23 protein-coding genes and 1 pseudogene are annotated in these 19,119 nt (G+C 65.8%); 16 read left to right on the top strand and 8 right to left on the bottom strand.

Going from position 1 to position 19,119, the window contains the following annotated elements; genetic code table 11:
- Nucleotides 1-17: 17 nt before the first annotated feature.
- From phnN to phnF, 4 genes are all read right to left on the bottom strand, one after another.
- Nucleotides 18-608, bottom strand: coding sequence for a phosphonate metabolism protein/1,5-bisphosphokinase (PRPP-forming) PhnN (gene phnN, locus CQ050_RS22905; protein WP_105559114.1), 591 nt, complete (start codon nucleotides 606-608; stop codon nucleotides 18-20).
- Nucleotides 605-1,348, bottom strand: coding sequence for a DUF1045 domain-containing protein (locus CQ050_RS22900; RefSeq protein WP_105559113.1), 744 nt, complete (start codon nucleotides 1,346-1,348; stop codon nucleotides 605-607). The genes phnN and CQ050_RS22900 overlap by 4 nt, the downstream gene beginning before the upstream one ends.
- A 2-nt stretch (nucleotides 1,349-1,350) precedes the next feature.
- Nucleotides 1,351-2,544, bottom strand: a complete 1,194-nt coding sequence (locus tag CQ050_RS22895; RefSeq protein ID WP_105559112.1) for an alpha-D-ribose 1-methylphosphonate 5-triphosphate diphosphatase — start codon at nucleotides 2,542-2,544, stop codon at nucleotides 1,351-1,353.
- Between the two features lie 112 nt (nucleotides 2,545-2,656).
- The gene (gene phnF, locus CQ050_RS22890) at nucleotides 2,657-3,379 is read right to left on the bottom strand and encodes a phosphonate metabolism transcriptional regulator PhnF (protein ID WP_105559111.1); all 723 of its coding nucleotides are present in this window, start codon (nucleotides 3,377-3,379) and stop codon (nucleotides 2,657-2,659) included.
- Nucleotides 3,380-3,563: 184 nt separating this feature from the next.
- Here phnF and phnG point away from each other — a divergent pair, with 184 nt between their 5' ends.
- The 9 genes from phnG to CQ050_RS22845 all read left to right on the top strand — a co-directional run bounded on the left by phnG (nucleotide 3,564) and on the right by CQ050_RS22845 (nucleotide 10,497).
- Nucleotides 3,564-4,034 carry a phosphonate C-P lyase system protein PhnG gene (gene phnG, locus CQ050_RS22885; protein ID WP_105559110.1) on the top strand — a complete coding sequence of 157 codons (471 nt, stop codon included), beginning with the start codon at nucleotides 3,564-3,566 and terminating at the stop codon, nucleotides 4,032-4,034.
- A 1-nt stretch (nucleotide 4,035) separates the two neighbouring features.
- A complete protein-coding gene (phnH, locus tag CQ050_RS22880; protein WP_105559109.1) occupies nucleotides 4,036-4,653 on the top strand; it encodes a phosphonate C-P lyase system protein PhnH in 618 nt (205 codons plus the stop codon).
- 1 nt (nucleotide 4,654) lies between these two features.
- On the top strand, nucleotides 4,655-5,770 hold the full coding sequence (locus CQ050_RS22875) for a carbon-phosphorus lyase complex subunit PhnI (RefSeq protein ID WP_105559108.1): 1,116 nt from the start codon (nucleotides 4,655-4,657) through the stop codon (nucleotides 5,768-5,770).
- The gene (locus CQ050_RS22870) at nucleotides 5,767-6,648 is read left to right on the top strand and encodes an alpha-D-ribose 1-methylphosphonate 5-phosphate C-P-lyase PhnJ (RefSeq protein WP_105559107.1); all 882 of its coding nucleotides are present in this window, start codon (nucleotides 5,767-5,769) and stop codon (nucleotides 6,646-6,648) included. Before CQ050_RS22875 ends, CQ050_RS22870 begins: the two co-directional genes overlap by 4 nt.
- The gene (gene phnK, locus CQ050_RS22865) at nucleotides 6,645-7,421 is read left to right on the top strand and encodes a phosphonate C-P lyase system protein PhnK (protein ID WP_105559106.1); all 777 of its coding nucleotides are present in this window, start codon (nucleotides 6,645-6,647) and stop codon (nucleotides 7,419-7,421) included. Before CQ050_RS22870 ends, phnK begins: the two co-directional genes overlap by 4 nt.
- Nucleotides 7,422-7,423: 2 nt before the next feature.
- Complete coding sequence (phnL, locus tag CQ050_RS22860; protein WP_105559105.1) at nucleotides 7,424-8,143, top strand: phosphonate C-P lyase system protein PhnL; 720 nt, start codon at nucleotides 7,424-7,426, stop codon at nucleotides 8,141-8,143.
- A gap of 2 nt (nucleotides 8,144-8,145) precedes the next feature.
- Nucleotides 8,146-9,345 (top strand): alpha-D-ribose 1-methylphosphonate 5-triphosphate diphosphatase, encoded by a 1,200-nt coding sequence (locus tag CQ050_RS22855; RefSeq protein ID WP_105559104.1) that lies wholly within the window; start codon nucleotides 8,146-8,148, stop codon nucleotides 9,343-9,345.
- A 21-nt stretch (nucleotides 9,346-9,366) separates the two neighbouring features.
- Nucleotides 9,367-9,909: an MOSC domain-containing protein gene (locus tag CQ050_RS22850; protein WP_105559103.1), complete on the top strand. Its 543-nt coding sequence runs from the start codon at nucleotides 9,367-9,369 to the stop codon at nucleotides 9,907-9,909.
- A gap of 153 nt (nucleotides 9,910-10,062) precedes the next feature.
- Nucleotides 10,063-10,497 (top strand): hypothetical protein, encoded by a 435-nt coding sequence (locus CQ050_RS22845; protein WP_105559102.1) that lies wholly within the window; start codon nucleotides 10,063-10,065, stop codon nucleotides 10,495-10,497.
- A 33-nt stretch (nucleotides 10,498-10,530) separates the two neighbouring features.
- Here CQ050_RS22845 and CQ050_RS22840 read toward each other — a convergent pair whose 3' ends face one another.
- Both CQ050_RS22840 and CQ050_RS22835 read right to left on the bottom strand, forming a co-directional pair.
- Nucleotides 10,531-10,908 carry a hypothetical protein gene (locus tag CQ050_RS22840; RefSeq protein ID WP_105559101.1) on the bottom strand — a complete coding sequence of 126 codons (378 nt, stop codon included), beginning with the start codon at nucleotides 10,906-10,908 and terminating at the stop codon, nucleotides 10,531-10,533.
- A 167-nt stretch (nucleotides 10,909-11,075) separates the two neighbouring features.
- Nucleotides 11,076-12,371, bottom strand: coding sequence for a dicarboxylate/amino acid:cation symporter (locus tag CQ050_RS22835; protein ID WP_105559152.1), 1,296 nt, complete (start codon nucleotides 12,369-12,371; stop codon nucleotides 11,076-11,078).
- A gap of 287 nt (nucleotides 12,372-12,658) precedes the next feature.
- Here CQ050_RS22835 and CQ050_RS22830 point away from each other — a divergent pair, with 287 nt between their 5' ends.
- A complete protein-coding gene (locus tag CQ050_RS22830) occupies nucleotides 12,659-13,558 on the top strand; it encodes an SMP-30/gluconolactonase/LRE family protein (protein ID WP_105559100.1) in 900 nt (299 codons plus the stop codon).
- 45 nt (nucleotides 13,559-13,603) lie between these two features.
- Here CQ050_RS22830 and CQ050_RS22825 read toward each other — a convergent pair whose 3' ends face one another.
- The gene (locus CQ050_RS22825) at nucleotides 13,604-14,422 is read right to left on the bottom strand and encodes an ABC transporter substrate-binding protein (RefSeq protein ID WP_233214243.1); all 819 of its coding nucleotides are present in this window, start codon (nucleotides 14,420-14,422) and stop codon (nucleotides 13,604-13,606) included.
- Between the two features lie 11 nt (nucleotides 14,423-14,433).
- Here CQ050_RS22825 and CQ050_RS22820 point away from each other — a divergent pair.
- From CQ050_RS22820 to fba, 3 genes and pseudogenes are all read left to right on the top strand, one after another.
- Nucleotides 14,434-14,670, top strand: a pseudogene (locus CQ050_RS22820) (microcin ABC transporter ATP-binding protein); the annotation flags it as partial.
- Complete coding sequence (locus tag CQ050_RS22815) at nucleotides 14,663-15,397, top strand: amidase family protein (protein WP_233214242.1); 735 nt, start codon at nucleotides 14,663-14,665, stop codon at nucleotides 15,395-15,397. The pseudogene CQ050_RS22820 and the gene CQ050_RS22815, both read left to right, overlap by 8 nt.
- A gap of 61 nt (nucleotides 15,398-15,458) precedes the next feature.
- Nucleotides 15,459-16,523, top strand: coding sequence for a class II fructose-bisphosphate aldolase (gene fba / locus CQ050_RS22810; protein ID WP_105559099.1), 1,065 nt, complete (start codon nucleotides 15,459-15,461; stop codon nucleotides 16,521-16,523).
- Nucleotides 16,524-16,632: 109 nt separating this feature from the next.
- Here fba and CQ050_RS22805 read toward each other — a convergent pair whose 3' ends face one another.
- A complete protein-coding gene (locus tag CQ050_RS22805; RefSeq protein ID WP_105559098.1) occupies nucleotides 16,633-17,088 on the bottom strand; it encodes a GFA family protein in 456 nt (151 codons plus the stop codon).
- Between the two features lie 249 nt (nucleotides 17,089-17,337).
- Between CQ050_RS22805 and CQ050_RS22800 the strand changes: the two genes are divergently transcribed.
- The 3 genes from CQ050_RS22800 (at nucleotide 17,338) to CQ050_RS22795 (ending at nucleotide 19,112) form a co-directional block, all read left to right on the top strand.
- Nucleotides 17,338-18,219 (top strand): phosphoribosylaminoimidazolesuccinocarboxamide synthase, encoded by an 882-nt coding sequence (locus CQ050_RS22800; RefSeq protein ID WP_006222795.1) that lies wholly within the window; start codon nucleotides 17,338-17,340, stop codon nucleotides 18,217-18,219.
- A gap of 151 nt (nucleotides 18,220-18,370) precedes the next feature.
- The gene (locus CQ050_RS31025) at nucleotides 18,371-18,529 is read left to right on the top strand and encodes a DUF5993 family protein (RefSeq protein ID WP_169272715.1); all 159 of its coding nucleotides are present in this window, start codon (nucleotides 18,371-18,373) and stop codon (nucleotides 18,527-18,529) included.
- 10 nt (nucleotides 18,530-18,539) lie between these two features.
- The gene (locus tag CQ050_RS22795; RefSeq protein ID WP_105559097.1) at nucleotides 18,540-19,112 is read left to right on the top strand and encodes a disulfide bond formation protein B; all 573 of its coding nucleotides are present in this window, start codon (nucleotides 18,540-18,542) and stop codon (nucleotides 19,110-19,112) included.
- Nucleotides 19,113-19,119 lie beyond the last annotated feature (7 nt).

The raw sequence follows: 19,119 nt of genomic DNA, 5'->3' as shown, positions 1-19,119 counted from the left end.
TCCCCCGCCAGCACCCATTACCGGGCGAGTTGTTCCCGGGCAATCGTCAGCAGGGCCGCGGCCGCCGATTCGGGCGCGCCGTCATTATTGACCTGCGCAAGGCGGCACGCCTGCGGCACGGCAAAGGCCTGCGTGGCGCGCGATAGCCGTTGCGCGATCTGTTCGGTGCTTTCCCGCCCGCGGCCGGCCAGGCGATGCGCGAGCCGGGCGGGGTCAACGGTGATTTCCACCGCCGTCAGCGCGGGATAGCGGGCGTGGGCCGCCGGCAGGTGCGCGCGCGACCCGTTGACGATGACGGCCGCGCCGCAGGCCAGCCAGGTGTCGATTTCGATACCGATGCCGTAGTGCAACCCGTGGCTGGCCCAACGCAGCGCGAAGCAACCCAGCGCCGCGCGGCGCACGAACTCTTCCGTCGATAGAGGTAGCGCGTCTTCGGTGCCGCCGCTGTCGCGGGTGATGTAGCGGTGCGCGACCAGAACGGGTTCATCGTGTTGCAGGTGGGCGCGCAGCAGCCGCAGCAGCGTGTCCTTGCCGCTGCCCGAGGCGCCCATCAGGTAGATCAGCCGCCTGCCATCGGCGGGCGGCGAGGCCGTGGCTGCCTGGATCATGGCGCGGGCGGCCCTTGCAGGTAGTCGGCGCCGATGGCGTCGGTATGCGTGCCATCGAAGCCATAGTGGCGCGCTGCGATGAAGTCGGCGCCGGGCTGGGGCTGCACGAAGATGCTGATGGCGGGCACCGCCATGGTCTGGCCGCGTAACGGATCGGCGAAAGCCGCGATGCCGCGTTGCGCCTGTTCCAGCGCGTCGCCCATCAGTTTTCCGGTCAGCGTGATGTGGAACGTATAGGTATCGAAGACATAGGGATAGCCCCAGTGCGCCAGCATGGCCTGCTGTTCGGGGGACAGCGATTGCGGCTGGCGGCGCGCGATTTCTTCCGGGGTGGGCGGGGCGCGCAAGTCGTCCAGCCCGCGCACGGCGGCGTTGGCCAGGGCCTGGATGCGGGCCCGGCCCTGCGTATCGGATTCAGCGATGCGCCACGCCAGAAAACCGCGCAGCATTTCGCATTCCAGTTCCACCTCGAAAGGAAAGATGGCGCGCGCCACCGCCTGGGCCGCCGCGTCCACCGCTTGTGGCGTGGCGCCGGCGCGCAGCCGGAAGGGAGGCTTCAAGGTGGCGTGCAAGCCGTAATGGCGGGGCGCTTCCGTCCAGGCGCGGCAAGGTTCCGGCATGCCGGGCGGGGGGGGCAGCGCCACGCCGGTGTCGGCGCAGCGGCCCAACCAGCGGCTGCCGTAGTCGCGCCACGGGCCGGTGGGCGCCAGGTACAGGGCATAGCGATAGGCAAGCGGCATGGTCAGGCCGCCATGCGCAGGCTGTTGTCGTGACCGAATACGCGTGTCGCGTAGCGCAGTTCGCCACCCACGATCGCGGCGACCACGCGCGGCAATCCGGCCACGTGGTCGTCCACCACGATGGCGTCGGCGATCAGCCCCGGCGCCAGCGCGCCGCGGTCTTTCAGCCCGGCGGCGCGCGCCGGGTTCAGCGACACCAGATTCCAGGCCTGCTCAAGGGGCAACACGCCGTCTTGCGCCAACCGCATGACGGCGGCCAGCGGGGCAGGGTAGTAGTAGTCAGACGTCAGAATGTCGCACAACCCTTCGCGCACCATCTCGGTGGCGCTGGGCGCGCCGGTGTGGCTGCCGCCGCGCACGACGTTGGGCGCGCCGAAGACGACCGAGTTGCCCAGGTCGCGGGCGACGCCGGCGGCTTCCCGGGTCAACGGAAACTCCGCCACGCCGCAGCCCAGCTGGTGGTAATAGCGGCGCGTGGCGGCATCGGGATCGTCGTGTGAGGCGACTTTCAAGCCGGCCGCCTGCGCGCACGCTGTGAGCTCTCGCATGGCGTCGGCAACCGAATCGGCAGCGGACATCGCGGCGCGGATGCGCGCCTGGAACGTGTCCAGGTCGCACTCGGCGCGGTTGGCGTATTGCATCAGCTTGCGGTCGTCGCCCAGGCGGCGCGCCATGCTGGGCAGGTGGTCATTCAGGGCCAGGAAACGCACGCGGCCGTCGCGGATCCACTGTTGGGCCAGGTCGACACCGCCCACGTGATGGGTTTCGAATCGCAGATGCACGTAATGCCGGGCGCCCATCATGTGCTGCATGCGCGCTAGCGCGTCGAACATGCGCTCGGCATAGGCCTCGCCGCGCAACCCTCCCTCCCAGGACAAGGTCACGCCGTGAAATTCGGTGGTGATGCCGTTGGCCAGCAATTGGCGGTCTACGTCGAACAGCGCGCTGTCATAGGGAAAGGTGACACTGGGCCGGGGCATGACGGCGCGTTCGAAGGCGTCGCCGTGCAGGTCGACGATGCCGGGCAGCACCAGCAGATCGCCGGCGTCGAACCAGGGCGCGCCGCGGGCGGGCGTGGCGCCGCAGTCGTCGATCAACCCCCCATGAAAGCGCAGGCTGATCGGTTCGACGCCACGCGGCGTCAGGATGCGTTGGCCTGTGACACCGGCCAGGGGCGAGGGGGCATTTGAGTTCATGGCATGACGTTATCGATATTGCATGACAACCAGATGTCTAGATGTGTGTTGTTGCTTTCCGGGTGTTTTGCGCCGTTGCCGCGGGCGTGCCCGGCGGCAACGGCGCCGTGTTCTAGCTGTCGTCTGACACCATCAGCTGCACCAGGTCGCCCACGAAGCGGGTGACGCTGTATTGCAGCGGTGCGCCGTCCTGGTCCACGTTCAGCGCTTCCACCTGAAGGATCGGCCGCGTCTTGGGCTGGCCCAGCATGCGGGCGACTTCCGGCGTGGGCAGCGCGGCGGTGATGCGCGACCATTTGCGCGTGTAGTCATCAATGCCGTAATGCGCATAGACCTTCGACACCGACCGCAAGGCGGTCAGCCGGTCGGCGAATTCCGGAAAGCGCTTTTCGTCGAAGAAGTGTTCAGACGCGCTGATGGGCCGGTTTTCGGCTTTGCCGACGATCTGCACCCGCAACAGCGGCGCGGTGCGCGGCAGCCCCAGGTGCTTGGCGATATCGGCCGCGCGCAAGGTCTGGCTGCCCACGGCTTCCACGTGGCCCAGCACGCCCTGGCTGCGCAGGTTTTCGGAAAAGCGCGTGCGCTTGCCGATGGCGTAATCGATGGCGTGTTCTTGCACGAAGGTGCCGCGCCCTTGTTCGATCCGGACCAGCCCGCTTTGCTCCAATTCGCCCATGGCGCGCCGGATGGTATGGCGGTTGACCGAGAATTTGGCGGCCAGCTCCGGCTCGGACGGCAGTTGTTCGCCCGCCATATAGAGCTTGTTGCGGATGTCGTCCGCCAGGGACTCGCCGATTTGCCGCCAGACGGCGATGCCGGAACCTCTTTCGACCATAGGGTGTGCTCGTGCTGTCACATCAGCTTCATGAAGAATGGCTGTGATTGTGCCTGATGCGGCGGCGGCCGGATAGGCGGTGCACACTCGTCGCGACTGTCATCAAAAATTCACGCCAGACTGTTGAACTTGGAATTCAGAGCGATCATACTTCATCCAGTCGTCTAGACGTGTAGAGGAAATAATGGATCACTCATTAGCAGGACAGGACGCCGCCAATGCCCTGCGCGCCGCCTGGATGCGCGTCCTGTCATTGGCCAGTCCGGCCGCGCTGGAAGGGGCGTTCACCGCCTTGGGCAACTTGCCCGCGCACCAGATGCTGCGGCCCGCCCAAACGGGCATGACCATGGTGCGGGCACGCAGTGGCGGCACCGGGGCGCGCTTCAACCTGGGCGAAATGACCGTGACACGTTGCGCCGTCACGCTGGGCGATGGCGTGGTTGGCGTGGCCTATGTGCAGGGCCGTTCGCTGCGGCACGCCGAACAGGCGGCCGTGGCCGACGCGCTGCTGCAATTGCCGGATTGGCACGACACCGTGCAAGTCCAGTTGATCCAGCCGCTGGCACGCGCGCATGCCGACCGGGCCCAGCGCCAGGCACAGGTGGCGGCGCAGACCAAGGTGGAGTTCTTCACGATGGTGCGAGGCGAAGACTGACATGCAACCACAGACACTGAATGCCCCGGTGGCCAGCCGCGGCTTGCTGCCGGGCTTTACCGATCCGGTCAACGACGCGCAAACGACCTTCCGCGTGGCCTTGCAGGCCCTGGCGCACCCCGGCCGTGTCCACCAGATTGTCGCGGAAAGCGGCGTGCCGGCCGGGCTGTCGCCCGCGATGGCGGCGATGCTGCTGACCCTGGTGGACGTGGATACGCCGCTGTGGCTGCCCCGCGAGGTGGGCGCCGACGTGCTGGCATTCCTGCGTTTCCATTGCGCCTGCCCCATCGTGCCGTCGCCCGCGCTGGCGCGCTTTGCCGCGGTGCCGGCGGGCTTCGAGGCGCCGGCGTTGTCCGTCTGCCATCAGGGCGACCCCGCCTATCCCGATTTGTCCACCACGCTGCTGATGGACGTTGCCTCGCTGACCGAGGGCGCCACCGTCCATTTGTCCGGCCCGGGCATCCAGACGCGCCAGGACTTGTCGGTAGAGGGCTTGCCAGACGGCTTCTGGCGCGAATGGCGGCTGAATCATCAACGGTTTCCGCTGGGCGTCGACGTGTTCCTGACGCATGGCCGGCGGATGTGTGGATTGCCGCGCACGACGCGCGTGGAGAACTGACATGTATGTCGCCGTGAAAGGGGGCGAACGCGCCATCCTGAATTCCTACCGCATGCTGGACGGCTACCGGCGGGGCGACCGCGAGGTGCCCGAGCTGAGCCTGGACCAGATCCGCGAACAGATGCCGCTGGCAGTGTCGCGGGTGATGGCCGAAGGGTCGCTCTACGATCCGCAACTGGCGTCGCTGGCGCTCAAGCAGGCCGCGGGCGATGTGATCGAGGCCGTGTTCCTGTTGCGGGCGTATCGCACCACGCTCTCGCGCTTTGGTTATACGCAGCCCATCGACACGGGCGCCATGCGCTTGCAGCGCCGCATATCGTCCACGTTCAAGGACGTGCCTGGCGGACAGATCCTGGGTCCTACCTACGACTACACGCAGCGCCTGCTGGACTTTTCGCTGGAGGCGCAGCGCGAAGCCGACGCGCTGCCGCCCGGCGAGCAGGCGCTGGACAGCGACATGCCGCGCGTGACGGACCTGCTGGCGCACGATGACCTGATCGACGCCGAGCCGGTGCCGGAAGGCGACCCCGAGCCCTTCGACCTGACGCGCCAGCCGCTGGACTTCCCGGCATCGCGCGCCGCCCGGTTGCAAAACCTGGCGCGCGCCGACGAAGGCTTCTTGCTGTCCATGGGCTATTCCACGCAGCGCGGCTACGGCAACACGCACCCGTTCGCGGCCGAGATCCGCTACGGCACGCTGGAAGTAGAGATGCATATCGAAGAACTGGGCTTCGCCGTGACGGTCGGCGAAATCGAGATCACCGAATGCCAGATGGTCAGCCAGTTCGCCGGCAACGCGCAAGACGGGCCGAAGTTCACTCGGGGCTACGGGCTGACGTTCGGCTACGGCGAACGCAAGGCCATGTCGATGGCGCTGGTGGACCGCGCGCTGAAGGCGAAGGACTTGGGCGAACGCGCCGATTCCCCGGCCAACGACCACGAGTTCGTGCTGTACCACAGCGACAACGTCGAGGCATCGGGCTTCGTGCAGCACTTGAAGCTGCCGCACTACGTGGACTTTCAGGCCAACCTGGAGCTGTTGCGCCGCATGCGCGCCGACCGCGCCGCGCCCCAGCCGGCCCCCCATGATCTGATGGACGAGGCGGTTTCCCCATGAACGCACAACACGCAACGGTCGAACGCGACGACCACTACAACTTCGCCTACCTGGACGAATCCACCAAGCGCATGCTGCGCCGCGCCTTGCTCAAGGCCGTGGCGATTCCCGGCTATCAGGTGCCGTTCGGCAGCCGCGAAATGCCGCTGCCTTACGGCTGGGGCACGGGGGGCATCCAGGTCACGGCGTCGATCATCGGCAAGGACGATGTGCTGAAAGTCATCGACCAGGGCTCGGACGACACGACCAATGCCATCAGCATCCGCCGCTTCTTCGGCCGGGTCACGGGCGTGCCGACGACGGAATCCACGCCAGACGCGACCATCGTGCAGACGCGCCATCGCATCCCTGAAACGCCGCTGGCCGAAGGGCAGGTGATGGTGTTCCAGGTGCCGATCCCGGAACCGCTGCGTTGGCTGGAACCCAGCGAAACCGAGACGCGCACGATGCACGCGCTGGCCGAGTATGGCGGCATGCACGTCAAGCTGTACGAAGACATCGCGCAGCACGGCCACATCGCCACCACCTACGACTATCCGGTCATCGTGAACGACCGCTACATGATGCGGCCGTCGCCGATTCCCAAATTCGACAACCCCAAGCTGGACGGCAATCCCGCGCTGATGTTGTTCGGCGCGGGCCGCGAAAAGCGCGTGTACGCGGTGCCGCCGTACACCCGTGTCAAGAGCCTGGACTTTGACGACCATCCGTTCACGGTGGAAAAGTGGAGCGAGTGCTGCGACCTGTGCGGATCGCGCGACAGCTTTCTGGACGAGATCATCCTGGACGATGCGGGCACGCGCCGCTTCGTGTGCTCGGATACCGAATACTGCAACCACCGCCAGACGCAGCAACGCGACAACGAGGCCGCCGCATGATTCCCCAACCTTTGCTTTCCGTGCGCAACATGACGCGCACCTGGGACGGCGTGCATGGCTGCCGCGACGTCAGCTTCGACCTGTATCCGGGCGAAGTGTTGTGCGTGGTGGGCGAGTCCGGCTCGGGCAAGAGCACGCTGCTGTCGGCCGTGTCGTACCAAACCCAACCCGATGCCGGCAGTGTCTGGTATGACACGCGCGACCAGGGCTTCATCGATCTGGCGGCGCTGCAAGGCGCGCGGCTGCGGCTGTTGTCGCGCACCGATTGGGGATTCGTGCGGCAAAACGCGCGTGACGGCCTGCGCATGCAAGTGAGCGCGGGCGCCAATATCGCCGAACGGTTGATGGCGGTTGGCGACCGCCACTACGGCGACCTGCGCGACGTGGCCGGCAACTGGCTGCAGAAGATGGAGATCGACGCGGGCCGGCTGGACGACACGCCGGTGTCTTTTTCAGGCGGCATGCAGCAGCGCCTGCAGATCGCGCGCAACCTGGTGACGCATCCGCGCCTGGTGTTCATGGACGAACCCACGGCGTCGCTGGACGTGTCGGTGCAGGCGCGGCTTCTGGACCTGTTGCGCCAGCTGGTGGCGGACCTGGGGCTGGCGGCGATCGTCGTCACGCACGACCTCGCGGTGGCGCGTCTGCTGGCGCACCGCACGCTGGTCATGCGCGGGGGCGTCGTGGTCGAAAGCGGGCTGACCGACCAGATTCTCGACGATCCCCAACACCCCTACACCCAGTTGCTGGTGTCTTCCATTCTGCAGAGCTGAACATGCGCCAAACCACTTCCATGATCGAGGTGCGGGGCCTCGGAAAAAACTTCACCCTGCACAACCAGGGCGGCATCCGGCTACCGGTGCTGGATGCCGTGGATTTCGACGCTGACGCCGGCGATTGCCTGGTGTTGGCTGGCCCCTCGGGCACCGGAAAAAGCACGTTGCTGCGCTGCCTGTACGGCAACTACCTGGCGACCGAGGGCAGCATTCGCGTGCGGGCCCATGGCGTATGGGTGGAACTGGCGGGGGCGCCCGAGCAGCGCATCCTGGCGCTGCGCCGTGACGTGATCGGTTACGTCAGCCAATTCCTGCGGGTGATCCCGCGTGTCTCGGCGCTGGATGTCGTGGCCGAGCCGCTACGCGTGGCCGGCGTAGAGACGGAAGACGCCCGCAGCCAGGCGGGCGCCTTGCTGCAGCGCCTGAACGTGCCGCCGCGGCTGTGGGGTCTGGCGCCGGCCACGTTTTCGGGCGGTGAACAGCAGCGGGTGAACATCGCGCGCGGTTTCATCGCGCGCCACCCCATTCTGCTGCTGGATGAGCCCACCGCGTCGCTGGACGCCGACAACCGTCGCGTGGTCATCGAACTGATCCACGAAGCCCTGGCCGCCGGCCGTTGCCTGTTGGGCATCTTCCATGACGAGGAAGTGCGCGACGCCGTCGCCACGAAAACCCTGGCCTTGCGTCCCGCTCAGCCCGTCACCGCGGACCTGGAGTAATCATGCAGAGCGTTTATCTGACCCATGCCCGCGTCGTGATGCCCGATCGCGTCCTGGAAAACAGCGCCGTGCTGATCGACGATGGCCGCATCGTGGCCATCGAACCCGATGGCGCGCGAGCCGACCGCCAGATCGACCTGCAAGGCCAGACCCTGATGCCTGGCTTGATCGACCTGCATTGCGACGCCATCGAAAAGGAAGCCGAGCCGCGCTCGCGGGTGCTGTTCCCGCTGGATTTCGCGGTGGCGCAGGTCGACCGCCGCAACGCCGCGGCGGGCATCACCACGCCCTATCACGCGCTGTCGTTCGCGAACAATGAATGGGGCGTGCGCAACAATAAGACGGCGGCGGAAGTGGTGCGCACCGTGCGTGCCTTTCGCCAGCACAGCCTGGTGGACAACCGCGTGCACTGCCGCTACGAAGTGACCGACGAAACCTCGGTGGACGTGCTGCGCGGGTTGATGGACGAGGGCGCCGTGGACCTGCTTTCAGTGATGGACCATTCGCCCGGCCAAGGGCAGTTCAAGACGCTGGAATCCTATCTGCAATACATGATGGGCAACCACGCGATGAGCCGCGAGCAGGCGGAAGCGGCCGCCCACGCCAAGACGCGGGCCAAGGACGGTGCGGTGACCCGGGTCGAGACGCTGTTGTCGCACGCGCACTCGCTGGGCATCCCCACGGCCAGCCACGATGACGATTCCATCCAGCGCATCGCCACCATGCGCAACCTGGGCGTGGCGATGAGCGAATTCCCGATCACGCTGGACACGGCGCGCGCGGCGGTGTCTTGCGGGCTGCCGACGATTCTGGGCGCGCCCAACGTGCTGCGCGGCCAGAGCCAGAGCGGATCGATGCGCGCCATCGACGCCATCCGGGCGGGCGTGGCCAGTTGCCTGTGTTCCGACTACCAGCCGTCCACGCTGATCGCCGCGGCGTTCGCGGTGGCGGCGCAGACCGACCTGACATGGCCGCAGGCCATCGCGCTGGTCACCGCCAACCCCGCGGATGCCTGCGGGCTGTCGGATCGCGGCCGCATCGCGGTGGGCCAGCGCGCCGATCTGGTGGCGGTGGCGCAGGTAGGGGGCATGCCCTTGATCAGTCATACCTGGTCGGCCGGCCGGCTGGTATTCTCGACCCATTATTTGCCAGCGCGCGCGCCGGCGGCAGCGATGCGCGACGCGCAACGCGTGGCGGCCTGACGGCCATTGCGGAGATTCCCGATGAACCCGATGGTGACTGCGGTGGCGCTAAGCGCCGTGCACGCGTTCAGCAAACCTGTCGTGCCCCGGATCGTGCTGTTGAAGGGGCTGGGCGTCGAGGGCGACGCCCATCTTGGGGTTACCGTCAAACACCGGTCGCGGGTCAAGGCCGACCCGACGCAGCCCAACCTGCGGCAGGTCCACCTGATCCAGGCCGAACTGCACGACGAGCTGCAACTGGCAGGTTTCAACGTGGCCGAAGGGACGATGGGCGAGAACATCACCACCCGTGGCATCGACTTGCTGGCCCTGCCGCGCGGGACCCGCCTGCGCATCGGCGCCGACGCGGTCATCGAGGTTACCGGTCTGCGCAACCCGTGCTTGCAACTGGATAATTACCAGAAAGGGCTGACCGCCGCCGTGCTGGGGCGCAACCCGGACGGCAGCCTGCTGCGCCGGGCCGGCGTGATGGGGATTGTGCTGGAGGGCGGGGCGGTCGGCGCGGGCGACCTCATCCGGACGGAATTGCCGCCGTTGCCGCATTCGCCGCTGGAACGCGTATAGGCGCAAAAACATCGCATCCGGCCACAGACGGGTGGCCCCGCATCTGGTTAAATGGCGAAAGGGCGTAACGGCCTAAGGCGGAGCCGCGTTCTTGCGGCTGGCCAAGGCGAAGCCGTTTTTTACGGTTCGTCATCCAATTTTCCGGAGCGCGCGATGGCACGATTCAATTTCACCCAAGACCCCGAAGAACCCGATCTGTGGGCGGCCGAGAACGTGCCCGCCGGCAACGGCCGTCCGCCTATCCACGTCATGATCCAGACGGACGGCGAAGAACCCGACGGTGGCGCGTCCAAGGTGGTCAAGGCCATCATCGACAATCTGGATGATCACATCCTGGCAGCGTCCGAGTTCCTGCTGGACAACTATTCGTACGAACACTGCAAGAAACTGGGCATCGAAGACGACCAGCTGCTGAAGGAAGAAACGCCGGAAGCCATGGCCGAAAAGGCCGTGCTGCGCGCGCTGTGGCTGTTCGACGAAGACGGTGACGGCTACGAACTGTGGTTCACGCTGCCCTGGGATCCCGTCCACACCTACGACGTTGAATTCGAAGACGGGACGCCGGTGTCCTGCTCGGTCAACGACTAAGCCTGAACGCCCCTCTGCCCGCTGCGCGAGGGGCTAGCGGACCCGTTCGAATTTCGTCGCCAGGCTCTGGCCCAGCGATTCGTCGTAACGGTAGCGCAATGTGATCGGCTGGCCCTTGCGGATCTGACCCGGGGGCGTGTTTGCAAGCGTGACGTCGATGTCGCGGTCCACGAATTCCGTGCAATCCGTATCGGCGCGCGCCCCGTCGGGGATGTCGGCCGATTTGACCTTCAGCCGGAATGTCGTCTGCGCCAACTCCGTGCCATCGGTACGGTACTGGCGGATTTGCACGGCAGGCGTGGACGCGATGCCGGACAAGTCGCACGAAATGCGGGTCCAGGCGTGTGCGGCAGGCACGACGGCCGTCAAGACGATGGCCGCCAGGACGCCGCGCAGGGGTAGGGGTGTCATGGCATGCAGGGTGCGCGTGGCGCCAAGGCGCCGCGCCGGAAGTCAGGCAGGGAGCCCTATGTTGCTCCCGCCCGCGCCGGCAGGTCAAGCTGACAGGTGTTAAGAAAAAAGCCCCCTTGGGGGGCAGCACGCACACGTTAGTGTGCGCGGCGTGGGGGCCTACCTTTTTAGGCTTCTTGGTTGGCGGGGCGGGCCTCGCCTTCGCCTTCCGAAGCGGCCGCGGCCTCGGGGGCTTCGCCCCGGTCGTCTTCCAGCTTGGCGATCACTGCGGTGGCCAGGCTGTTGCCCACCACGTTGGTCGCGGTGCGGCCCATGTCGAAGAACTGGTCGATGCCCATGATCAGCAGCAGGCCGGCCTCGGGCAGGTGGAACATCGGCAGCGTGGCGGCCACGACGACGAGCGATGCGCGGGCCACGCCCGCCATGCCCTTGCTGGTCACCATCAGCACCAAGAGCAGCGTCAGTTGCTGGGCGAAGCTCATTTCGATGTTGTAGGCCTGAGCGATGAACAGCACGGCGAAGGACTGGTACATCATCGAACCGTCCAGGTTGAACGAATAACCCAGCGGCAGCACAAAACCCGAAATGCGCTTGGACACGCCGAAACGCTCCAGCGCCTCGATGGTCTTGGGATAGGCGGATTCACTGCTGGCGGTGGAGAAGGCCAGCAGCGTGGGCTCTTTGATCAGGCCGCCCAGGCGGCGCGTGGACTTGCCCAGGAACAGATAGCCGACGCCGAACAGGATGGCCCACAACAGCGCCAGGCCCAGGTAGAACTCGCCGATCAGCTTGCCGTAGCTGACCAGCACGCCCAGGCCTTCGGTGGTGATGGCGGCGGCCATCGCGGCGAACACACCCAGCGGCGCGAAGCGCATCACGTAGTCGGTCACGCGGAACATGATCTTGGCCAGCTCGTCGATCATGTTGTAGATCGTGTTGTAGCCCTTGCCGCGGATAAAGGACAGCGCGGCGCCGAAGAACAGCGAGAACACCAGGATCTGCAGGATCTCGTTGTTCGCCATGGCTTCCGCGATGCTCTTGGGAAACACGTGGGCGATGAAGGTCTTGAGCGTGAAATCGCCGGTCTTCAGGCCCGAGCTGATGCCGGCGTCCGGGATCGCCAGATTCATGTGCGCGCCCGGCTGGAAGATATTGACCAGCATCAGGCCCAGCAGCAGCGAAATCGCGGATGCGGCGATGAACCAGATCATGGCGCGCAAGCCGATGCGGCCCACCGCGTTGGCGTCGCTCATGCTGGCCAGCCCCGACACCAGCGTGGCGAACACAAGGGGGGCGATGATCATCTTGATCATGCGCAGGAAGATGTCCGTGATCAGGCTGAAGTACGACGCAATCTGCGCCGCTTCTTTCGCGTCCTGCGCCGTCTTATTGCAGAGGTAACCTACCGCGACGCCCAATACCATCGCAATGCCGATGTAACGCGTCAGCTTCTTTGTATTCATGATCAAAACGGAAACGAGGGAACTGCCGCGCAGCCCCGAAAAAAAGGGCTGGGCCCGCCGGCATAGGGCGGGCACGGCGGTCCGATGACGGATATGCCAGGGTGGGCCGAAGAATTCGGGTTTTCCCTTGGGGCGCGATGTTAACGCCGCGAAGCTGACAGTTAGTTGTCAGGTCGGGGACGGATCAACCATGCCAGAATGGGCCGGCCCGGCCGCCTCAGGAAGCGCGTGCCGGGCGTCAAAAAGAACCGGCCCCAATAGCGGGGCGATAGACAGGAGACAAGGCAATGCCGAAACGCGAATTGTCCGTGCTGGCTTCCGGATACACCTACCTGGAAGGGTTGCGGTGGCACGAGGACCGCCTGTGGGCGTCGGACTTCTACACCGAGCAGGTGATCGCGGTGGACCTCCAGGGCAAGGTGGAGCAGATATGTCGCGTGCCGCAGCAGCCGTCGGGGTTGGGGTGGCTGCCCGATGGCCGCTTGCTGATCTCGTCCATGAAAGACCGCAAGGTGCTGCGCCGCGAGCCGGACGGCACGCTGGCGGTGCATGCCGACCTGTCCGCGCTGACGGGCGGCCCGATCAACGACATGGTGGTGGACGCGCAGGGCCGGGCCTACGTGGGCAATTTCGGCTTCGACCTGATGGCTGGGGCTCCGGTGGCCACGACCACCCTGGTGCGCGTGGACACGGACGGCGTGGCCCAGGTGGTGGCCGACGGGCTGTGTTTTCCCAATGGCTCCTTCATCACGCCGGACGGCAAGACATTGATCGTCAACGAAACCTTCGGCAACCGGATCTCGGAATTCGACATTCAACCCAACGGCGCGCTGGGCGCGCGGCGTGACTGGGCGGACTTCGGCGCGCTGCCCGATAGCGACGACCTGTCGGTGCTGATCGCCGCCTCGGCCATCGGCCCGGACGGCGGCGCGCTGGATGCGGACGGGGCGCTCTGGGTGGCGGACGCCATCGGCAAGCGGATCGTGCGGGTCGAACGCGGCGGCAAGATCCTGGAGCAGATCGATACCGGTGAATTCGGTATTTTCGCCGCGGCGTTGGGCGGGCCGGACGGCCGCACGCTATTCATGGCGGCGGCGCCCGACTTCATCGAGGCCAACCGCCGCGCCAAGCCCGAAGCCCGGATCCTGACGACGCGGGTAGACGTGCCGCACGCCGGCCGGCCCTGACCGGAACGCGACGGCCGGGCGTGGCGCCCGGCCGCCCGCGCCCGGCTACTTTGCCGCCAGCCAGGCGTCGGCGTAGGTGTCCACGGCGCCCAGGCCGGTCGTGATGGCGCCATGCACGCGCTTGTCCAGGAAGGTGGAGTAATTGGTGTCGTCGATCCAGGCCAACGGCACGTCTTCCGCCAGGATTTTCTGCACTTCGGTGTACAGACGCTGGCGTTCCTCGTCCGTGGCCGCGGTGGCCGCCTGGTCGAACAGCTCGTCTACCTTGGGGTTGCGGTACTGCGAGGTATTGGTGAACGCCAGGCCCTTCTTGATGTTGCTGCTGACGTAGGTGCGCGACACGCCGATGGCCGGGTCGCCGTACTGGAATACCCCGTTGTAGGCCATGTCGAAATCCCAGTTGCCCATGCGCGTGGTCCAGCCGCCGACGTCGGTGCTTTCGATATCGATCGCGATGCCGACCTTGCCCAGGCTCTGCTTGGTGTATTCGGCGATGCGGCGCTGCATTTCGCCATAGGGATTGGGGATCAGCCCCAGTTTCACGCGTACGCCCTTGGCGTCCGGCTTCAGGCCCATTTCGTCGAGCAGGGCGATGGCCTTTTTCGGGTCGTACGGATATTGCTTGATGTTGGGGTCATGGAAGCGCGTGTTGCGGTGGAAGGGCCCGGTGGACACCGTGCCCATGCCGAACATGATGCGCTTGGCGATGAATTCGCGGTCGATGGCGTACATGACGGCTTGCCGGAAGCGCTTGTCATCCATGGGCTTGCGCGCCTCGTTCATTTCTATCCAGTGCAGCGTGGACCAGTACTCATAGCCCTTCTGCGTGGCATTGATGTGCGCCAGCTTGGCCACGCGCGGCATGTCGAAGGGTCGACCTGTCCGTGCTGTTCATCACCCATGACCTGCGCGTCGCGGCCCAGATCTGCGACCGCATCGCCGTGATGCGGCAAGGGCAATTGGTGGAACTGGACCGCGCGGCCACGATTTTCTATCACCCCCAACATGAATACACGCGCCGCCTGATCGATTCGGTGCCGGGCAAGGCCTGGAACAAGCCCGGTCCGGAGGCGCTGTCGGACCCCTCAACCTGGAGTAAGCAGTATGCGTGACACCGAGTATCAGGCGCTGGACGGGCTGGCGCTGGCCACCCTGGCCGACCGCTTCGAAGCCGCCGGCCTGGTTCCGTTCGCGCGCACCACCGTGCCTGAATTCTGCATGGCGCCCAACACCGAGGCCGCGCGCAATGGCGGTCCCACCCGCAACCCCTGGGATCCCACGCGTTCATCGGGCGGATCCAGCGGGGGCGCCGCCGCGGCCTATCTGGAACTGCTGGCCAAGCCGCCGCGCAAGATGCGCATCATCGTGTGGCGCAGCGCGTTCAACGGCGTGCCCGTGGCGCCGGAGTGCGTCGCCGCCGTCGAGCGTGCCGCGGCGTTGTGCCGCGAACTGGGCCACGAGGTCGTGGACGGCACGCCGCCGGACATCGAGTACGACGCGTTCGTCCTGGCCCACGCCAATGTGCTGGCCGGCAATATCGTGCTGTCGGTGGACACGCGGTTGGGCCTGACCGGCCAGGCCTTGGGCGACGACGACCTGGAGCCGGTGCTGCGCCAAGGCTACGACTATGGCAAGACGCTGCCTGCGGCGCAGTACATCGGCAGCGTGAACCGTTTCCATGCCACGCCCGGCCCGGCGCGGCAGCGGAGCGGGGCGGCCGGGTCGCCCCGCTTGCCCCTCATTCTTCCGGGGGATCCCGCCACGCCGCGCGCCGGTCTGCCATCCCCTGAATGGACCGGATACGGCCGGTTGCAAGACCTTTCCGCGATTCCCCCGTAAAATCACTCCATTCAGCAGGACTTCAACCATCTTTCAATAGACAGTCTTAGGAGGACCACTCATGGCCCTAGTCTCCATGCGCCAGTTGCTCGACCATGCCGCCGAGCACGGCTACGGCATTCCGGCGTTCAACGTCAATAACCTGGAACAGGTCCAGGCCATCATGGAAGCCGCTGCGGAGACCGACAGCCCGGTGATCATGCAAGCCTCGGCCGGCGCGCGCAAATATGCGGGCGAAGGTTTCCTGAAGCATCTGATCCAGGCCGCGGTGGAATCCTATCCGCACATCCCCGTCGTGATGCACCAGGACCACGGCCAGTCGCCGAAGGTCTGCCAAGGCGCCATCGACCTGGGCTTCTCCAGCGTGATGATGGACGGCTCGCTGAAAGAAGACGGCAAGACCATCGCTGACTACGACTACAACGTCGACGTCACCAAGAAGGTCGTGGACATCGCCCACAAGCTGGGCGTGACGGTTGAAGGCGAGCTCGGCTGCCTGGGTTCGCTGGAAACCATGGAAGGCGACAAGGAAGACGGCCACGGCGCCGACGGCAAGCTGACCATGGATCAGTTGCTGACCGACCCGGAACAAGCCGCCGACTTCGTGCGCCGCACGCAACTGGACGCGCTGGCCATCGCCATCGGCACCAGCCACGGCGCCTACAAGTTCACGCGCAAGCCCACCGGCGACATCCTGTCGATTGCCCGCATCAAGGAAATCCACGCCCGCCTGCCGAACACCCACCTGGTGATGCACGGCAGCTCCAGCGTGCCGCAGGAACTGCTGGCCGAGATCCGTGAATTCGGCGGCAACATGAAGGAAACCTACGGCGTGCCGGTCGAGGAAATCCAGGAAGCCATCAAGTACGGCGTGCGCAAGATCAATATCGACACCGATATCCGTCTGGCCATGACCGGCGCGATCCGCCGCTTCTTTGCCGAGAATCCGGAAAAGTTCGACCCGCGCGAATACCTGAAGCCCGCCCGCGCCGCCGCCAAGGCAATCTGTGTGGCCCGCTACACGGAATTCGGCACGGCCGGCAACGCCAGCAAGATCCGCGCGCTGCCCTTGAGCGACATCGCCGCGCAATACGCGTCGGGCAAGCTCTCGCAAGTGGTGCAGTAAATCTTCCGCGCCGCCGCTTTCGGGCGGCGGTCCGGCAGTGCAAAGGGGCGGGTCCGAATGGACCCGCCCCTTTCTTTTTTCGCGGTTTTTACCCCGCGATGGCGAATGCCTAGGCGGCGGGGCCGTTTTGGGGAAAGTGCGGGATGCCGCGGTCCACGTGGTGCCAGGACGGGGCCGAGCTGGTCCACAGGCTGGCCTTGGCGTGGAAGGCCTCCGGATCGTCCAGCGATCCCGCCCGCACCACTTCATAGCCCATCCCCTCGGAGCCGCCGAACAGCGGCGTGCCACAGGCGGCGCAGAAGCTGCGCATGACGGTGTGGCCCGAATCGCCCTTGTAGCGGTGTTCCTTGGCCTGGCCGCGCAGCATCGTGACGGAGCCAGCTGGGAAGATCAGCGCATGGGCCGGAGCGCCGCCGCTGGAATACTGGCAGTCGCGGCAATGACAGGTGGCGGCGGTGATGGGCTCGTCGGTGACGGCGTAACGGACGGCGCCGCATTGGCAACCGCCAGTCAGGTGCACCTGCGCGTCGGCGGCGGGCGGGCGTTTGAGGGAAGCATCCTGCATACGACTTTGTCTCCGAACGTAAGGTCTGCGCCGTGACGCCCAGGGGCGGCCGGTGCGAATAGTGTGTTGGGAATCAGAGCCTAACCCGGCCCCCGCCGCCCGGCAAGGCGGACATATTTGCAGTAATCTATGCGCTTTCCCGGGCTCGCGCGTCATGCGGCGTGCCCGCGCAGTTTCCGATTTCGTTCTACTTCCCGCCCTGGCGCTTGCCCGAGGCGGGAATCTTCATTTTTGCCATAGGCCATTCCCGTGACTTCTGCTTTGCATCAATCCAGCATCAAGTCCTTGCCGCTGCTGGGCCGCGGTAAGGTGCGCGATATGTACGCGGTGGGCGACGACAAGTTGCTGATCGTCGCGTCGGATCGTATCTCCGCCTTCGACGTGATTCTTGACGATCCCATTCCCGGCAAGGGACAGGTGCTGACCGAGCTGACCGAATTCTGGTTGCAGAAGCTGGCTCACATCCTGCCGAACCACTCCACGGGCGTGAAGCCCGAAGACGTGGTGGCCCCGGACGAAGTGGATCAGGTGCGCGGCCGCGCCGTCGTGGTCAAGCGCCTGAAGCCGATTCTCGTGGAAGCGGTCGCCCGCGGCTACCTGATCGGATCCGGCTGGAAAGACTACCAGTCCACCGGCGCCATTTGCGGCATCAAGCTGCCCGCCGGCCTGCAGCAGGCCAGCCAATTGCCCGAACCCATCTTCACGCCCGCCGCCAAGGCCGAATTCGGCATGCACGACGAAAACGTGGACTTTGCACACGTGGTCAAGGAAGTGGGCCAGGAATTGGCGGAGCGCATCCGCGACGTCACGCTCAAGCTGTATGCCGAAGCCGCCAAGTTCGCCGCGACCAAGGGCATCATCATCGCCGACACCAAATTCGAATTTGGCTTGGACGACAACGGCACGCTGCACCTGATGGACGAAGTGCTGACGCCGGATTCGTCGCGCTTCTGGCCGGCCGACGGCTACCGTGTCGGTATCAGCCCGCCGTCGTTCGACAAGCAGTTCGTGCGCGATTGGCTGGAAACCCAGACCTGGGACAAGACCCCGCCCGCCCCGCGCCTGCCGCAGGACGTGCTGGAAAAGACGGCCGCCAAGTACCGCGAAGCGCTGGACCGGTTGATCGCCTGATCGATCGCCTGATCTTCCCCGCGCCGAAGAACCCGCTCACCGAGCGGGTTTTTTTACGCCCGGCTCAAGGTATCGATAACAATTATTTCGTATTGTTACGTTATACTCGTCGACTGCCTTAGCAGGACGGCCGTCGACAGGAGTCTTCCGCATGATCATGATGTTGCCCTTTCTGACCGGATCGGTCGCCGTGTGGTTCGGGGTGCTGGGAAAGCGCCGGCCGTGTGTGACGTTCTGGCTGCTCACGCTGGCGATCTTCGCTGCCTGGTGCCACTACCACATGACCAGTCCGCTGGCGCTGTCTTGGTAAGGGCGGGGCGATGATCTTCTCCCGCAACCCGGCGCGCGGCTCACGCGTGCTGAATGGCCTGGCGCTGCTGGGCATCACCGGCGTGCTGGGCATGGCGTTCGCCTGGCAGTTCATTTATGACGAGCTGCCGTGCCCCCTGTGCCTGCTGCAGCGCGTGGCGTTCATCCTGGCCGGCGTGGGGTTCCTGCTGAACATGCGGGTGGGGCCGTCGCCCATGCACTACGGCATGAGCATCGCGGCGTCGCTGGGCGGCATGGTGGCCTCCGGCCGGCAGGTGCTGCTGCACATCGCCCCGGACGATCCCGGCTACGGCACGCCGTTCATGGGGCTGCACTTCTACACCTGGGCGTTCATCGCTTTTGTCGCCATCATCGTCTTCTGCGTCGTGATGCAGTCCGCCGACCGCAAATGGGGCGACAGCATGCTGAAGAAACCGGTTTCGGCATTGGGCATCGTCGTCATGGCCCTGTTTTTCATCATGACGCTGGCCAACGTCGGCAGCACCACCCTGGAATGCGGTTTCGGGCCTTGCCCGGACAATCCCGACAGCTATCTGTGGCTGCCATCCAGGGCCGCGCCATAGGCTGTCG

Origin of the sequence: Achromobacter sp. MYb9 (genome assembly GCF_002975275.1) — a bacterium.
GTDB lineage: Bacteria > Pseudomonadota > Gammaproteobacteria > Burkholderiales > Burkholderiaceae_B > Achromobacter.
This window is presented reverse-complemented; position numbering and strand designations above follow the sequence as displayed.

Excerpts from the sequence above, each read along its gene's own strand:
- phnN (WP_105559114.1), bottom strand. The coding sequence starts at position 608 with ATGATCCAGGCAGCCACGGCCTCGCCGCCCGCCGATGGCAGGCGGCTG.
- CQ050_RS22900 (WP_105559113.1), bottom strand. The coding sequence starts at position 1,348 with ATGCCGCTTGCCTATCGCTATGCCCTGTACCTGGCGCCCACCGGCCCG.
- CQ050_RS22895 (WP_105559112.1), bottom strand. The coding sequence starts at position 2,544 with ATGAACTCAAATGCCCCCTCGCCCCTGGCCGGTGTCACAGGCCAACGC.
- phnF (WP_105559111.1), bottom strand. The coding sequence starts at position 3,379 with ATGGTCGAAAGAGGTTCCGGCATCGCCGTCTGGCGGCAAATCGGCGAG.
- phnG (WP_105559110.1), top strand. The coding sequence starts at position 3,564 with ATGGATCACTCATTAGCAGGACAGGACGCCGCCAATGCCCTGCGCGCC.
- phnH (WP_105559109.1), top strand. The coding sequence starts at position 4,036 with ATGCAACCACAGACACTGAATGCCCCGGTGGCCAGCCGCGGCTTGCTG.
- CQ050_RS22875 (WP_105559108.1), top strand. The coding sequence starts at position 4,655 with ATGTATGTCGCCGTGAAAGGGGGCGAACGCGCCATCCTGAATTCCTAC.
- CQ050_RS22870 (WP_105559107.1), top strand. The coding sequence starts at position 5,767 with ATGAACGCACAACACGCAACGGTCGAACGCGACGACCACTACAACTTC.
- phnK (WP_105559106.1), top strand. The coding sequence starts at position 6,645 with ATGATTCCCCAACCTTTGCTTTCCGTGCGCAACATGACGCGCACCTGG.
- phnL (WP_105559105.1), top strand. The coding sequence starts at position 7,424 with ATGCGCCAAACCACTTCCATGATCGAGGTGCGGGGCCTCGGAAAAAAC.
- CQ050_RS22855 (WP_105559104.1), top strand. The coding sequence starts at position 8,146 with ATGCAGAGCGTTTATCTGACCCATGCCCGCGTCGTGATGCCCGATCGC.
- CQ050_RS22850 (WP_105559103.1), top strand. The coding sequence starts at position 9,367 with ATGAACCCGATGGTGACTGCGGTGGCGCTAAGCGCCGTGCACGCGTTC.
- CQ050_RS22845 (WP_105559102.1), top strand. The coding sequence starts at position 10,063 with ATGGCACGATTCAATTTCACCCAAGACCCCGAAGAACCCGATCTGTGG.
- CQ050_RS22840 (WP_105559101.1), bottom strand. The coding sequence starts at position 10,908 with ATGACACCCCTACCCCTGCGCGGCGTCCTGGCGGCCATCGTCTTGACG.
- CQ050_RS22835 (WP_105559152.1), bottom strand. The coding sequence starts at position 12,371 with ATGAATACAAAGAAGCTGACGCGTTACATCGGCATTGCGATGGTATTG.
- CQ050_RS22830 (WP_105559100.1), top strand. The coding sequence starts at position 12,659 with ATGCCGAAACGCGAATTGTCCGTGCTGGCTTCCGGATACACCTACCTG.
- CQ050_RS22825 (WP_233214243.1), bottom strand. The coding sequence starts at position 14,422 with ATGCCGCGCGTGGCCAAGCTGGCGCACATCAATGCCACGCAGAAGGGC.
- CQ050_RS22815 (WP_233214242.1), top strand. The coding sequence starts at position 14,663 with ATGCGTGACACCGAGTATCAGGCGCTGGACGGGCTGGCGCTGGCCACC.
- fba (WP_105559099.1), top strand. The coding sequence starts at position 15,459 with ATGGCCCTAGTCTCCATGCGCCAGTTGCTCGACCATGCCGCCGAGCAC.
- CQ050_RS22805 (WP_105559098.1), bottom strand. The coding sequence starts at position 17,088 with ATGCAGGATGCTTCCCTCAAACGCCCGCCCGCCGCCGACGCGCAGGTG.
- CQ050_RS31025 (WP_169272715.1), top strand. The coding sequence starts at position 18,371 with ATGATCATGATGTTGCCCTTTCTGACCGGATCGGTCGCCGTGTGGTTC.
- CQ050_RS22795 (WP_105559097.1), top strand. The coding sequence starts at position 18,540 with ATGATCTTCTCCCGCAACCCGGCGCGCGGCTCACGCGTGCTGAATGGC.